Genomic DNA, 13,444 nt, shown 5'->3' on the forward strand with positions numbered 1-13,444 from the left:
TCAGACCTCCAATTTCGGGATGATCGTGTCCATGAGGGCATTGACGACGGGTGCGGGTATCCGCTCGTAACCCAGTAGCACCGCGCCTGACGCAGCGGTGCGGGCGGCGAGTTCGCGCTGATAGACCAGCTCGAGCGCGACCAGCAGCGCTGCAGCGCCGGTGGGAATGGCTGCCGCGAGTTCGGTGATGTCCTCATGCCCGAGCAGACCGGACGCGCCGAGCATCTCGACGTTGATCTCGAAGCCGTTCGGCAACTCCTCGACTTCGATGAGGGTGAGTTCATCGTCCTCGGACTTGGAGATGACGATCAGATCGAGCAGCCGCACCAGGCCGGTATCCGTAAGGTCGGTCAGTGCGGAGAGCGCGGCCGGGTCGAGGCTCTGCCCAGGCAGGCCGAGAAGGTAGAAGTCGACGGGGCCGAAACGCGCGGCACTCACGAGAGGACCTTCAGCTTGAGTGCGGCGAACTCGTCCTCGCTGATCGCTCCGGCTTCGAGCAGTGCTGCGGCTGCGGCGATCTCCTCGCTGGGGCTCTTCCCCGCGACCTCGCGGATATACGATTCGGCGGCCTTCTCGGCGTCGCGTGCGGCCTTGTTGCTGCGTTCCGTCATCCCTTCGCCGCGGGCGACGAGATAGACGAGGGCGGTCAGGATCGGTAGGAAGAGCAGGAAGAACACCCAAACGGCCTTCAACCAACCGCTGAGCTTGTGGTCGCGGAACAGGTCGGCGATGATCGCGAACAGCGCGAAGAGATATCCGATGAAGACGGTCGCCCACAGCATCCAGCCGAGGCTTTCCCAGAAGCTCATGTGTCTTATCCGTTTCGTGTAAGGCCTGCGCACACGGTATTCCGCTGACTCACGCATTTCGGTTGATTCCGGCAATTCTCACCGGTATCGGCGGGCTTCGATCGCGGCCTAATCCGAAGCGGATGAGACCGGATTTCCACGGACATCGAACGTCTCGAGTATCTTCGACACATGATCGAAGCCGTGCGTGACGCACTCGCCTCTGGTGAGGCGGAGCAGGCTCGACGAGTCCTGCGGAAAAACTGGCTTCGTTTGATTCTCGAATCTCACACCAGGGAACTCGAGCAGCTCTGCCTTGCTCATCCCGATCCCCACGATCCGCACATCCTGCTGATACGAGCGTGCTGCCGCGATCTCAGCGGTGATCCGTACGGCGCTGAGTTTCTCCGCGGGCAGGGTCTGCGGGTGGCGTCCGACGATTTTGTCGTCTGCTTCACCGACCTGCTGCTCGCTCCGGACACCTCGACCAAGGCCGTCATCGCCGATCGCGCGCGTCACGCGCTCGCCCAGTGCGAGCCCGAGGACGATTACCCGTCCGCGCTTTTCCTCCTCGGATGGACCGAGGTCAGGCTTCGTCGTGACCTTCCTCGTGCCATCGCGCTACTTCGCTCCGCCGGCGACGAGGCGCAGTTGCAGTCGCGCACGGAGACATTGCGTCTTGCACAGTCCAACTTGGCCTTTGCGCTGACCCACGCGGGAGCATTCACCGAAGCCGAACAGATCCTCGACGGCCTTCCTGCGCGAGATGTGGCGTCCGATTGGGAACGCTTCGAAGGTGGTCTCCCACAGTCGAATCGGGGGTGCATCGCTTACTGGCGTGGCGACTTCGAGGAGGCGATCGCTCAGTTCGACTCGATCATCGTGGAGGGCAGTCCCGGAACCAACTTCGAGGCGCTCGCCCGTCTGTACCTGGTGATGAGCCTGATCGCTCTGAACCGGGAAGACCGGTACCACAACGCCGCTCGTCTGCTGCGAGGCGTGAGCACTGCGGACAAGCACGGCATTCCTTGGGATACGCTGCGGCGCGTCACCACGGCCTGGCTCGCCCACGCTCAAGGACAGGACGAGCAAGCTCGCCGCATCGCAATGCCCACGCTGACCAGAACAGGTGCTGCGGTCGCTCACGCGCTTCTCGCGGAGCTCTACCGAGTCATGGGGGATCCGGAACCGTCGGCTCAAGCGCTTCGCTTGGCAACCTCGGCCGCGCTGCCGCGATATGCGCTGGTGAGCACCCTTGTCACGTCTGCCGCCCTGAGCTCCGTCGCCGGGCGTGGACCGCAGGCGCACGAGCAGTTGGATCGTGCGCTGGCGGAAGCAATCCCCGAGCGGATTCTCGCCCCATTTCTGAGCGGCGATCCGGTAATCGTCGATCTGTTGAACGCGCACGCAACACAGGGGTCGAGACACCAGGAGCTCCTACGCACGATTCTGGAAAAACGGGGCCAGCTCTCTGCCAAGCTCGCCGGAGTCCTGACGGAACGTGAGAAAGAGATCCTCACTTTTCTGCGAACTACGATGACTGCAGACGAGATCGCTGCGCACCTCGGCATCGCCTATCCCACTGTGAAGACTCACATTCGCTCGATCTACCGCAAACTAGGCGTGACCAAACGGCGTGCCGCTGTTCAAGCAGCCGACAACCTAGACCGCGGGATCGGGGGCGATTCCGCGGCGGAGGCTGCGAACCGTCAGATCCAAGGCTTGTAGTCGCGTCCCGGAACCGCGGTTCACGTAGTCCATCGACGTGTAGAGCAGTGACCACAGCAGGTTCTGCACCCAGTCCGAACCCATGTCGGGGTCGATGGAACCGTCGGAGTGTCCGCGCTCGATTGCATCGGTGACTGAGTCGTCGTTCGACGCGGACTCGGCAAACGAATCTTCTTGATACACACCGGGAGTGAAGAACAGGACCGTCAAGAGGTCGGCCAGTTCGAAGTATTCATGGCACAGGCGAACCAGTGCTTCGGCTCCGGTACCCTCGCCGAGTCGAGCTGCTGCTGCTGCCTCTCCGACGGCGCGGGTGGCCTCGGCCGCGACTGCGTCGACCAGGTCTGACCGTTCGGGAAAGTAGCGGTGCAAAGTGGTCCGGCCGACCTTTGCGGCCGAAGCGATCTCGCTGAGGGTCGCAGCAGGCTTGGATGCGAACACCGAAACGGCAGCATCGAGGATGGCCTTCCGTGTGCGCTCGCGGGTCGCGCTTTGTTCTGGTGCGCTGTGGATCGTTGTCACGAATCCGAAGCGTAGCCGTGTCCGGTTTCGGTATCCAGTGTTTCCGAATCGGAATTTCTCTTGCCCTTTATGGAACATTCGTGTTCCATAAATTCATGCTTGAATCCGACGCTTCTCAGCCCGCACCGAAATGGAGCAATCTCCGCGTCCTCTCGGAGTTCGCTCGACCGCATCTGCCGTCGCTCCTTCTCGGATTGGTACTGGCGCTGTGCGGCTCCGCGGCGACGCTGGCAACGCCCATGGTCACCAAGTGGGTTCTCGACACCCTCGATACCGGTGCGTCGCTGAAAGGACCTATCCTCACGCTCGTCGTCCTTCTGATCGTCGGTGCAGTGCTCGGTTGTGCTCAGTGGATCGTTCTCGGAACCGCCGCCGAGAAAGTTGTCTTCGACGCCAGGTCGTCGCTGGTGAAGCGATTCCTCGCGGCGACGGTGCCGGCGCTGCAATCGCGATCCGTGGGTGAATTGGTCACCCGGGTCACGTCTGACACCTTGCTGCTGCGGGAGGCTGCGTCGTCGGCCGCGGTGAATATTCTGAACGCAGCCGCGTTGACCATCGGAACGATTGTTCTGATGGGCGTACTGGATCTGCCGTTGTTGGGCGTCACCATGGTGGCAATCGTGTTCGCCTCCATACTCTTTGCGGTTCTGATGCCTCGGATTTCCGCAGCGGAAGCGCGAACCCAGGAATCGCTCGGTCAGCTCGGCGGCGTTCTCGAGGGTGGCTTGCGTGCGATCCGGACGGTCAAGGTTTCCCTCGCCGAGGATCGCGTCGGCGCTCTGGTGACGAACAATGCGTCCGATGCGAAAAAGCATGCGATCACGGCAGTTCGAGTGTCGGCAACCGCGTGGACTGTCGCGTGGACCGCCATTCAAGGATCGATCATTGCCATCCTCGGCTTTGGTGCGTGGCGAGTCGCCGACGGCGAAATGGCAGTCTCGACGCTCATCGCGTTTCTGCTCTACGCCTTCACCCTGATGGGGCCGGTGTCGGAGCTTGCGCAGAACGTGACCTCCGTTCAGTCGGGAATCGCGGCAGCTATCCGGATTCGCGAGATGCAGTCGTTGCCCACCGAGCAGTACGACGAGGTCGTGGACGTGGTCGCGAAAACAAACGCTGCCGCGCCGCTGATCGAGTTGCGCGACGTCACCGTGAGCTACCACGGATCGAACCAGCCGGCGTTGCGCGATGTCTCGCTGGTCATTCCGACGCGTGGGCACATGGCCATCGTCGGCCCGTCGGGTGCAGGAAAGACGACCTTGCTCTCGACCGTGCTGCGATTTGTCGAACCTCGATCGGGTGAGGTTCTCCTGCATGGAGTCGGTTACGACGCGCTCGATCACCGCGCTGTGCGCGAGAGTCTCGCGTACGTGGAGCAGGAGACACCGGTGGTGCCCGGAACGATTCGGGAGAACGTCGTCTTCAGCCATCCCGATGCGACGGACGAAGAAGTCCAGGCCGTTCTGCGCTTGCTCCGGCTCGACGACGCGATCGAGGCCCTGCCCAACGGACTCGACACCGCTCTGACGGCCACCTCGCTGTCGGGCGGCCAACGTCAGCGGATCGCGATGGCGCGCGCAGTTCTGCGGCCGAGTGCTTTGCTTCTGCTCGACGAAGCCACTGCCCAGGTCGACACGCTCACCGAAGCCGCGATTGTCGACGCGATCAACGAACGTGCGCGCACCGGGGCCGTGGTGACTATCGCTCACCGGCTCTCGACGGTGCGTGACGCCGACTGGATCGTGGTCATGGAAGACGGTCGGATCCGCAACATCGGCAACCATGACGAGCTCATGGACAAGGACGATCTGTACCGCGACATGGTGGTTGCCGGCCGGCTCGATCAGGGCGAGGCGATGCTCGAAGATTGTTGACCCGGCGCATCGGCATGTGCGAGAGTGCTGTTACCGAGCGATCGCTCGGTCGGGATGTTCTTTCGGAGGTGGCTGGTGGCAATCGATCTGACGTACGCGCCCGAGGTGGTGGCGCTGATCGAGAAGACGCGCGACTTCACGCGCAACGTAGTGCTCCCCATCGAAGACGAACACGCCGGTGACATCGCTGTAGCGGGTGGCGATGCCATCCGCATCGAGATGCAGTCGGCAGCAAAAGAAGCCGGTGTCTTCGCCCCGCATGCACCGATCGAGTACGGCGGCCTCGGACTCAACATGAGTGATCGCGCGCCGGTCTTCGAGGAAGCCGGCTACTCGCTATTCGGGCCGACGGCGCTCAACATCGCGGCGCCGGACGAGGGCAACGTTCACATGCTGGCCCACGTGGCGAACGAAGCGCAGAAGCAGCAGTTCCTCGCGCCGCTCGCAAGCGGGGACATGCGGTCGGCATTCGCCATGACCGAACCCGCGCCGGGAGCGGGATCCGATCCTTCGGCTTTGAACACCCGCGCCGAGAAAGTCCCCGGTGGCTGGAAGATCAACGGTAAGAAATGGTTCATCACCGGCGCCGACGGCGCCGGGTTCTTCATCATCATGGCGCGCACGTCCGGTGAGCCCGGGCAGCGCGGCGGAGCGACCATGTTCCTGGCGCCGACGGACACTCCCGGCCTGGTAGTGGGTCGACACATCGACACCCTCGACAAGGCCATGATCGGCGGGCACTGCGAGGTCACGTTCGAGGATCTCTTCGTACCCGACGAGGCCGTTCTCGGTGAGGTCGATCAAGGTTTCGCCTACGCGCAGGTTCGCCTCGGTCCCGCCCGCATGACGCACGTGATGCGCTGGCTCGGTGCAGCGCGCCGCGGCCACGACGTCGCCGTGGCCAGGGTTGCCGAACGAGAAGGCTTCGGCTCGAAACTCGGTGATCTCGGAATGATCCAGAAGATGGTCGCCGACAACGAGATCGACATCGCAGCCAGCCGCGCACTTCTGGTGCAGGCCTGCTTCGAACTCGATCAGGGCGGGCACGCGAGCAACGCGACGTCCATCGCCAAGACCTACGCTGCCGAGGCGATCTTCCGGATCGTGGACCGCTCCATTCAGATGTGTGGCGGAATGGGCGTGTCCGGCGATCTGCCGCTGGCACGCTTGTCCCGCGAAGTGCGTCCCTTCCGCGTCTACGACGGCCCGTCCGAGGTTCATCGCTGGGCAATTGCGAAACGTGTTGTCGGAGCTGCGAAGCGCGCTGCTCGGGAGGAGTCGAAGTGACGGACTTTCCAGGACTCGATCTCGCGGCGCTCCACAAGTATCTGCAAGCCGCTGGCGTCGAGGTGAGCGGAGAGTTGCGAGCCGAACTGATTTCAGGCGGCAAATCCAATCTCACCTACGGAATCTTCGACGACAACTCGAAGTGGATTCTCCGTCGTCCACCCACGGCCGGCCTCACGCCGTCGGCGCACGATGTTGCGCGCGAGTTCCGAATCACCTCGGCGTTGCAGAACACCGCCGTGCCGGTCGCGCCGACCGTCGTGCTGTGCGAGGACGCCTCGGTGATGGGTGCGTCGTTCACGGTGGTCGAGTTCGTTACCGGTCAAGTGATCCGAACCAAAACCGAGTTGGAAGCTGTTCCGGCAGCGCAGGTCACGCAGTGCACCGACGAGTTGGTGCGTGTTCTCGCTGCACTGCACGACGTCGACTACACCGCAGTGGGTCTCGGCGAACTCGGCAGACCCGACGGTTACGTAGCCCGCCAGGTGAAGTTGTGGGCCGGTCAATGGTCACGCGTCAAGACCGAGGACTCGGCCGACGTGGACAGGTTGGCGTCGAGCCTCGCGGAATTGATTCCGGCGGAATCAGCCTCGTCGATCGTTCACGGCGACTACCGGATCGACAACACGATTCTCGCGGCGAACGACGTCACCAAGGTTGCCGCAGTGGTGGACTGGGAACTGTCGACGCTGGGCGATCCGCTGGCGGACATCGCGATGATGTGCGTCTATCGGCATCCCGCGCTGGATCTGGTTCTGGGTGAGCCTGCTGCGTGGACGAGTCCGTCGCTACCGTCCGTTGTCGATCTGGCGCAACGGTATTCGTCCGTTTCGGGTCGTGAACTGGCGCATTGGAACTTCTACATGGCGCTCGGGTTCTTCAAACTCGCCGTCGTGGCGCAGGGCATCGATCACCGATTCCGAGCAGGAGCCACCGTCGGCGGGGGATTCGACAAGGCTGGATCTTCTGTGCCGGAACTGATCTCGGCCGGACTCAACGCACTGCAAGGGAAATTCGAATGACTCGATCAGCACTGGTCACCGGCGCCTCCAAGGGAATCGGGCTCGGCATCGCAACACGCTTGGCTTCGCAAGGGTACGGGCTGACCATCACGGCGCGTGATACCGAGCGGCTCGCCGTTGTCGCCGAAGAACTTACCCGCGCCGGATCGCCGGACGTCGTCGTCTCGGCCGGCGACATGACGGACGAGAACTTCGCCGCAGCACTCGTCGCCACACACAATGAGCGATTCGGCTCCATGAGGGCTCTCGTCCTCAACGCCGGAGTGGGAACCAGTGGGCGAGTAGCGGATTACCCGATGCGACGTTTCGACAAGACCGTTGCCGTCAATCTCCGAACACCGTTTGCACTATTGCAAGCGTCGCTGCCGCTCCTGCGTACAGCGGCGGACGCGGACCTTGCCGGCGGAGCGAAGGTGATCGCTCTCGCCTCGATGGCCGGTGTGTATGCCGAGAGCGGCCTGGCCGTCTACGGAGCCACCAAAGCTGCGCTGATTTCGATGGTCGAGGCACTCAACGCCGAGGAATCCGGAAACGGCGTCAGTGCGACGGCCATCGCTCCCGGTTACGTCGACACCGACATGTCGGCATGGACACACGATCGGATCACACCGGACACCATGATCAAGGTCGACGACATCGTGGAGTTGGTGGACGGTCTGCTCAAGCTCTCGTCTCGAGCGGTCGTTCCGAAGGTCGTCATGGCGCGGGCCGGGACCAACGGCTACTCCGCCTGAAATTTCAATCCAGCTTGGCTTCGCCCCGCTTGCGAAAGAAGTGAAAGCCAGGCACCCCGACGATCGCCTGCCGCAGGTCCTTGACCACTCCGAGGAGTTCGTGGATCTCGGGCGAGACGGAGTCCAAGGTTCCGAGGATGGGCAACACCGCGGCCACCCGGTCGGTGAGCTCCGGTAGTTGGTCGATCAGCTTGATCGCGGCGCTGACCTCTGCCTCGGAAAGGTCGTCGGCGAACCTGGCGGCCAGCGGCGCGAGCTGTAGGGCGATGGGCTCGTAGATCTCGAGGAGTTGTCCCGCGATGTCCGACGTCTGCTCGACGGCCTCGACCAGTGTCTCAGCGCGAACGGTCACGGCGGCGGCTCCGATGACGACGCGGTCGGCGTTGTCGGCGATCTGGTTGATGCGCGCCACCAACCTCTCGACCGAGAAGAGGAGCGCCTCGAGTCGAGTGGGCAGGGTGACCGCAAATGCGACCGTGGACAGGGACCAGTGCACCACGTCGCCGACGGAGCGGACGACGGTGGAGCTGCCGGGCAAAACTAGAGCCATCCCTCGATACTGCCTGATGTGACGTCAAAGTACAGGTAAATCTCACATTCACGAGGCCCGCGGCGTCTTCGAGGTGTCGGTGCCGGCGCGGACAATCACTTCACCCGCTGCCTGCCGCACCGCGCAACCTGGAAGGATCGAGACATGACGGCTATCCGTACGCACACTGTGATCGACTCGCCGATCGGAGCGTTGACGCTGGTAGCAGCAGGTGACGACCTCTGCGGTCTGTACATGGCGGAGCATCGCCACAAGCCGGACGAGTCCACGTTCGGTGATCGTTCCTCGGCGGTCTTCGGTGAAGTCGAATCGCAGCTCACCGAGTACTTCGAGGGTGATCGCACGGAGTTCTCCGTGCCGCTGGCGCCCGTGGGTACCGAGTTCCAGAAGCGGGTGTGGGACACCTTGCGAACGATCCCGTACGGCGAAACCTGGACCTACATGGAGCTCGCGCAAACTTTGGGTAACCCGCTTGCAATCCGTGCTGCCGCCGCGGCAAACGGCAAGAATCCGATCAGCATCATCGTTCCCTGTCATCGCGTGGTCGGTAGCGACGGAAGTCTGACCGGTTTCGCCGGCGGCCTCGAACGTAAGCGGTTCCTGCTCGACCGCGAGCACGGCGGCGAATCGGATGTCCTCTTCTGATGCGCTCGGCTCACAATTCGGTGATCGGGAACGTCTACCGGTCGTGACACTCAAACCGTTCGAAGACGTCGTGACCGAATACGGTGCAGTGGTCCTCCGTGTCTGCCGCGCGGTGGTCGGGCCCGTCGACGCCGAGGACGCGTGGTCCGAGACGTTCATCGCGGCGATGCGGGCATACCCGGATCTGAACCCGGACGCGAACATCGAAGCCTGGCTGGTCACCATCGCGCACCGCAAGGCGATCGACATCACCCGAGTGCGTGCCCGCGTGGCCGTGCCGACAGACGACGTTCCGGAGTTGCCGACGCGAATCGGCGTGCCGGGCACGTGGGATCACGAACTCTGGGACGCACTCGAACAACTACCACTCAAACAACGTGCGGCGGTCGCCTATCACTTTCTGGGTGGGCTGCCGTACGCAGAGATCGCGGACATCCTCGGCAACACCCCGGCAGCCGCCAGACGCGCGAGTGCGGACGGTATCGCCACCCTACGAAGAACCTACTTGTCCGCTACCGCTGCGGAAGGGAGTCACTCATGAGTAACGATGTGTTCGAGGCACTTCCAGCCGTTGACGCCGACGCCATGATCCGCCTACGGGCGCGCCTGGCTGCGCAGGCGTCCGAAGCCGAATTGATCGACGTGGCATATCGAACCGTCGATTCGCCGGTCGGAAAGCTGCTGCTGGCGGCAACTGATGTCGGCCTGGTGCGGGTTGCCTTTGCCGTCGAAGGGCACGACCTCGTTCTGGAACGATTGGCGGACACCGTCAGCCCTCGTGTGCTTCATTACCCGCGCAGGCTGGACACTGTCGCTCGCGAGTTGGACGAGTACTTTGCCGGTGCGCGTCGAGAATTCGATCTGCGCTTGGATTTCCAACTCGCGAAAGGGTTTCGACGCGAAGTGTTGCGTCATCTTCCCGAGATCGAATACGGCCACACTGCAAGCTATTCGGTGGTCGCGGCAGCGTCGGGAAGCCCACGTGCGGTGCGTGCCGTAGGGACCGCATGTGCAAAGAACCCGCTGCCGTTGGTGGTCCCGTGTCACCGGGTGGTGCGCAGCGACGGCAGCCTCGGGCAGTACGCGGGTGGCCCCGAACTGAAAGCGATTCTGCTGGATCTGGAAGCCGGCCGGTGAGCGCAGTGACGCTGCGCTTTCAGGCGCCCTATGCAGTCGAACCGCTCACCGGTGCCCTGCGGGCTCACTGCGTCGCAGGCCTCGAGCGTCACGACGACGGTGTTCACACCAGAGTCGTACCGTTGCCTTCCGGACCCGTTGTCGTGTCGGTGTCGTGGACCGACGACGGTGTCGTCGTGGATTCCGATGTGCCGGTAACGGATTCCGCAGTGCTGGAGGTGATCGTGCGCCGTTGGCTCGACCTCGACGCCGATCACACTGCTGTCGAAGCGGCGTTCGGTAGTGATGAGTTGTTGGCCCCACTTGTTGCCGCCCGTCCAGGATTGCGTGTGCTCGGTTCGGTGGACGGGTTCGAGACCGCAGTGCTCACTGTTCTGGGACAACAGGTTTCGCTCGGCGCGGCGAGGACGTTCGGTGGTCGTTTTGTCAGCGCATTCGGGGTACCGGTGCAAGGGGATTTTCTTGCCTTCCCTGATCCGGACGTGGTTGCAGCGCAATCAACCGAGGGCATACAGAAAGCCGTCGGATTGACCACAGCGCGCGCAAGAACAGTGCACACGCTGGCAACTGCGGCAGCGAACGGCCTCGACCTCTCCTGGAATGCGGATCCTGTCCAATTTCGGCGAGAGCTGTTGGCGCTAAAGGGGATCGGACCGTGGACCGCTGACTATCTCACCGTCCGGATTCTCGGTGATCGCGACGCATTCGTGCCCGATGATCTGGTGTTGAAACGTGCGCTGGGGGTCTCGACGGCCAAAGAAGCCGCAGCGTTGTCCGAGCGCTGGCGACCCTGGCGAGCCTACGCGCTCTTTCATCTGTGGACCAAGGAAGCGTTTCTGTAGTCGGTCAGTCTTTCGCGCGCGCCAGTTCGGACGGCCACCAAATACGTTTCCCGATGTCGTGAGAGAGTGCCGGCACCAGGACGCTGCGCACGATGATCGTATCGAGCAGCACGCCGAAGGCCACGGCAAATCCGATCTCGGCGAGGAAGACCAGTGGCAGGATGCCCAGTACGGCAAATGTTGCGGCCAAGACGATTCCGGCTGACGTGATCACACCGCCCGTCACCGCAAGACCGCGCAGTACACCTGCGCGGGTGCCGAATTCTCCGGTCTCCTCCCGGACTCTGGTCATCAGGAAGATGTTGTAGTCGATACCCAGCGCGACGAGGAAGACGAAGGCGAACAGCGGGAACGATTGATCCGCCCCGGCGAACCCGAATACGTGTGTGAAGAAGAATCCGCTCACACCGAGGGTCGCCGCGAATGAAAGCACCACGGTGACAATGAGAATCACCGGGATCAGCAGAGCACGGAGCAAAGCGGCCAGAACCAGGAAGATCACCACCAGCACGATCGGGATGATCAGGTTTCTGTCGCGGACCGAGGCCGCCTGGACATCAAGGGTGGTGGCCGTGCTGCCGCCGACGAGCGCGTCGGCGCCGGGCACGTCGTGGACGGCAGTCCGCAGTCGCTTGACAGTTTCGAGTGCCTCCGGCGAATCGTAGGAGTCGGCGAGGGTTGCATTGATCATGGTTCGGCCGTCGATCGGTGCAACGGTGAAAGCCGCAGGGGCGCAACCCGCAGCGGCGGCTTGTGCGACGGCAGCGGGGTTGGTCTTGATCAAATCGCTGACCTTCGCGACGTCCACCTGGGTGCAGACGGCGCCGGGATCCTGCGAGATACCTTCGACGCCGCTGGCTGCTTTGATGACGGCGTCGGCCTGGTCGGCGTTTGCGGTGATCACGGCCGGTGCGCCGGCTCCGGGATCGAACTTCGAGTCGTAGAGTTCTTGTCCGACAACGGCGTCGGGACGATTGGTGAAGCTTTCGGTGGATGTCAGGCCATCGGTTTTGAGACTGCCGATCCCGGCCGCGAACAGGATGATCAACAACACTGTGGCGCCGATCCACAGTGGGCGGTCCTTGCTACCGACGGCCTCGGCGATCTTGCCCCACATCCCGTGCGTCGTAAGGTCTGCGGCGTGATCGACCTTGGGCTTGCGCGGCCAGAAGACCCACCGTCCGGTGGCGGCCAGAGCGACCGGCATGAACGTCATCATCACCAGATAGGTGCAGGCGATCCCGATGGCGGCGACGGGTCCGAGGCTCTTGTTGGAGTTGAGTTGAGAGAACGTCAGGCAAAGCAGACCGAGAATCACGGTGACAGCCGAAGCGGTGATGGCCGGCGCAGACTCGCGCCAGGCCTTGATCATCGCGTCGAAGCGGTTGGGATACGTGTGCAATTCTTCGCGATAGCGAGAGATCAAGAGTAGGGCGTAGTCGGTACCCGCACCGATCACCAACACGAAAAGGATGCCTTGAGACTGTCCGGTCAGAGTGAGTAATTCGGCTTTCGCGAGAAAATAGATCACCATCGACGACAAACCGATGGCGAGGAGCGCGGAGAACAGCGGGAAGAACCACAACACCGGCGATCGGTACACGACAAGCAGGATGAGGATCACGACCAGGAGTGCCGCGCCAAGGAGCGCTCCGTCCAGACCGGCAAAGGCGTCGATGAACGCAACGAGTAGCCCACCTGGCCCGGCTGGGAGTACCTCGACATCACCAGCTGCTTGTTTTGCTGCGTCGATGACGTTCTGCTCGGTGGTCGCCAGGACATCGCCTGCCACGGATGTGTCTCCGTCCTTGGCGACGAGTGGCACGAAGATCGACGCAGTTGTGCCGTCGGCGGAGTACTGAGTGGGCTGCATACCGTCGGCGTCTACCCCGGAGATGCCGGCAATGGCGCCGTAGGCCGAGTTGATTGCAGATTTGTCCGCCTCGGTGAGGGCCGAATCTCTATGGAACAGAACAAATCCAGGGATCGTCTCGACTGCGAGGAAGTTCGCGGATTGGTTGCTGACGATTGTCGATTCGGCGGAACTCGGGAGGTACGAGGCGTTGTCGTTCTTTTGAACCTCGGCGAGTTTGCCCTGGAAAGAACCGCCGAATCCGCCTGCGACGAAGGCGAAGATCGCAAGGGCGATCACGGTGAAGATCGGCACGCGAAGGCGCTTCACGGCTCCGCTGTCGTTCCGTTCTGCGTCAGTTGTGTCCAGCTTGGTCATGGTTCTCCTCGAACGCAGTCGACCAGCACCAACAAAGCAACGTTTTCCAGTAGAACACGCAATACGGGCGCGGTGGAACCACTTG

Annotated in this window: 14 protein-coding genes; 9 read left to right on the top strand and 5 right to left on the bottom strand. The window is 62.8% G+C overall.

Going from position 1 to position 13,444, the window contains the following annotated elements; translation table 11 throughout:
• Together P3G66_RS00990 and P3G66_RS00995 are read right to left on the bottom strand one after the other, a co-directional pair.
• On the bottom strand, window positions 1-438 hold the full coding sequence (locus P3G66_RS00990) for a DUF6325 family protein (protein WP_007729624.1): 438 nt from the start codon (window positions 436-438) through the stop codon (window positions 1-3).
• Entirely contained in the window at window positions 435-809 is a 375-nt protein-coding gene (locus P3G66_RS00995) for a PLDc N-terminal domain-containing protein (protein WP_030537228.1), read from the bottom strand. Before P3G66_RS00995 ends, P3G66_RS00990 begins: the two co-directional genes overlap by 4 nt.
• A 171-nt stretch (window positions 810-980) precedes the next feature.
• Between P3G66_RS00995 and P3G66_RS01000 the strand changes: the two genes are divergently transcribed.
• The gene (locus tag P3G66_RS01000) at window positions 981-2,516 is read left to right on the top strand and encodes a LuxR family transcriptional regulator (RefSeq protein ID WP_058226603.1); all 1,536 of its coding nucleotides are present in this window, start codon (window positions 981-983) and stop codon (window positions 2,514-2,516) included.
• On the opposite strand, the gene P3G66_RS01005 is transcribed toward P3G66_RS01000, so the two are convergent.
• The gene (locus P3G66_RS01005) at window positions 2,451-3,038 is read right to left on the bottom strand and encodes a TetR/AcrR family transcriptional regulator (protein WP_030537226.1); all 588 of its coding nucleotides are present in this window, start codon (window positions 3,036-3,038) and stop codon (window positions 2,451-2,453) included. The two genes, P3G66_RS01000 and P3G66_RS01005, sit on opposite strands and share 66 nt — an antisense overlap.
• Before the next feature lie 95 nt (window positions 3,039-3,133).
• Between P3G66_RS01005 and P3G66_RS01010 the strand changes: the two genes are divergently transcribed.
• The 4 genes from P3G66_RS01010 (at window position 3,134) to P3G66_RS01025 (ending at window position 7,955) form a co-directional block, all read left to right on the top strand.
• Window positions 3,134-4,912 (top strand): ABC transporter ATP-binding protein, encoded by a 1,779-nt coding sequence (locus P3G66_RS01010; protein ID WP_058226602.1) that lies wholly within the window; start codon window positions 3,134-3,136, stop codon window positions 4,910-4,912.
• A gap of 75 nt (window positions 4,913-4,987) precedes the next feature.
• Window positions 4,988-6,199 carry an acyl-CoA dehydrogenase family protein gene (locus tag P3G66_RS01015; RefSeq protein ID WP_162114403.1) on the top strand — a complete coding sequence of 404 codons (1,212 nt, stop codon included), beginning with the start codon at window positions 4,988-4,990 and terminating at the stop codon, window positions 6,197-6,199.
• On the top strand, window positions 6,196-7,221 hold the full coding sequence (locus tag P3G66_RS01020; RefSeq protein WP_007729609.1) for a phosphotransferase family protein: 1,026 nt from the start codon (window positions 6,196-6,198) through the stop codon (window positions 7,219-7,221). The genes P3G66_RS01015 and P3G66_RS01020 overlap by 4 nt, the downstream gene beginning before the upstream one ends.
• Window positions 7,218-7,955: an SDR family oxidoreductase gene (locus tag P3G66_RS01025; protein WP_276116078.1), complete on the top strand. Its 738-nt coding sequence runs from the start codon at window positions 7,218-7,220 to the stop codon at window positions 7,953-7,955. The genes P3G66_RS01020 and P3G66_RS01025 overlap by 4 nt, the downstream gene beginning before the upstream one ends.
• 4 nt (window positions 7,956-7,959) lie before the next feature.
• On the opposite strand, the gene P3G66_RS01030 is transcribed toward P3G66_RS01025, so the two are convergent.
• The gene (locus tag P3G66_RS01030; RefSeq protein WP_007729604.1) at window positions 7,960-8,505 is read right to left on the bottom strand and encodes a hypothetical protein; all 546 of its coding nucleotides are present in this window, start codon (window positions 8,503-8,505) and stop codon (window positions 7,960-7,962) included.
• A 144-nt stretch (window positions 8,506-8,649) separates the two neighbouring features.
• Between P3G66_RS01030 and P3G66_RS01035 the strand changes: the two genes are divergently transcribed.
• Genes P3G66_RS01035 through P3G66_RS01050 form a run of 4 tightly spaced genes read left to right on the top strand, consistent with a single transcriptional unit; the run spans window position 8,650 to window position 11,129 of the window.
• Complete coding sequence (locus P3G66_RS01035) at window positions 8,650-9,150, top strand: methylated-DNA--[protein]-cysteine S-methyltransferase (RefSeq protein WP_003940613.1); 501 nt, start codon at window positions 8,650-8,652, stop codon at window positions 9,148-9,150.
• Window positions 9,137-9,691, top strand: a complete 555-nt coding sequence (locus P3G66_RS01040; protein ID WP_276116079.1) for a sigma-70 family RNA polymerase sigma factor — start codon at window positions 9,137-9,139, stop codon at window positions 9,689-9,691. Before P3G66_RS01035 ends, P3G66_RS01040 begins: the two co-directional genes overlap by 14 nt.
• Window positions 9,688-10,287, top strand: coding sequence for a methylated-DNA--[protein]-cysteine S-methyltransferase (locus P3G66_RS01045; RefSeq protein WP_007729599.1), 600 nt, complete (start codon window positions 9,688-9,690; stop codon window positions 10,285-10,287). Before P3G66_RS01040 ends, P3G66_RS01045 begins: the two co-directional genes overlap by 4 nt.
• Complete coding sequence (locus P3G66_RS01050) at window positions 10,284-11,129, top strand: AlkA N-terminal domain-containing protein (protein WP_192712191.1); 846 nt, start codon at window positions 10,284-10,286, stop codon at window positions 11,127-11,129. Before P3G66_RS01045 ends, P3G66_RS01050 begins: the two co-directional genes overlap by 4 nt.
• A 4-nt stretch (window positions 11,130-11,133) precedes the next feature.
• Here the strand turns inward: P3G66_RS01050 and P3G66_RS01055 are convergent, their stop codons facing one another.
• Window positions 11,134-13,359 (bottom strand): MMPL family transporter, encoded by a 2,226-nt coding sequence (locus tag P3G66_RS01055; protein WP_192712192.1) that lies wholly within the window; start codon window positions 13,357-13,359, stop codon window positions 11,134-11,136.
• Window positions 13,360-13,444: the final 85 nt, after the last annotated feature.

The sequence above is a fragment of the Rhodococcus sp. C3V genome (assembly GCF_029269915.1).
GTDB lineage: Bacteria > Actinomycetota > Actinomycetes > Mycobacteriales > Mycobacteriaceae > Rhodococcus_F > Rhodococcus_F qingshengii.

What these genes read in the sequence shown, in the direction of transcription:
- P3G66_RS01040 (WP_276116079.1), top strand. Translation starts at nt 9,137, where the DNA reads ATGTCCTCTTCTGATGCGCTCGGCTCACAATTCGGTGATCGGGAACGT.
- P3G66_RS01055 (WP_192712192.1), bottom strand. Translation starts at nt 13,359, where the DNA reads ATGACCAAGCTGGACACAACTGACGCAGAACGGAACGACAGCGGAGCC.
- P3G66_RS01045 (WP_007729599.1), top strand. Translation starts at nt 9,688, where the DNA reads ATGAGTAACGATGTGTTCGAGGCACTTCCAGCCGTTGACGCCGACGCC.
- P3G66_RS00995 (WP_030537228.1), bottom strand. Translation starts at nt 809, where the DNA reads ATGAGCTTCTGGGAAAGCCTCGGCTGGATGCTGTGGGCGACCGTCTTC.
- P3G66_RS01035 (WP_003940613.1), top strand. Translation starts at nt 8,650, where the DNA reads ATGACGGCTATCCGTACGCACACTGTGATCGACTCGCCGATCGGAGCG.
- P3G66_RS01025 (WP_276116078.1), top strand. Translation starts at nt 7,218, where the DNA reads ATGACTCGATCAGCACTGGTCACCGGCGCCTCCAAGGGAATCGGGCTC.
- P3G66_RS01010 (WP_058226602.1), top strand. Translation starts at nt 3,134, where the DNA reads ATGCTTGAATCCGACGCTTCTCAGCCCGCACCGAAATGGAGCAATCTC.
- P3G66_RS01000 (WP_058226603.1), top strand. Translation starts at nt 981, where the DNA reads ATGATCGAAGCCGTGCGTGACGCACTCGCCTCTGGTGAGGCGGAGCAG.
- P3G66_RS01030 (WP_007729604.1), bottom strand. Translation starts at nt 8,505, where the DNA reads ATGGCTCTAGTTTTGCCCGGCAGCTCCACCGTCGTCCGCTCCGTCGGC.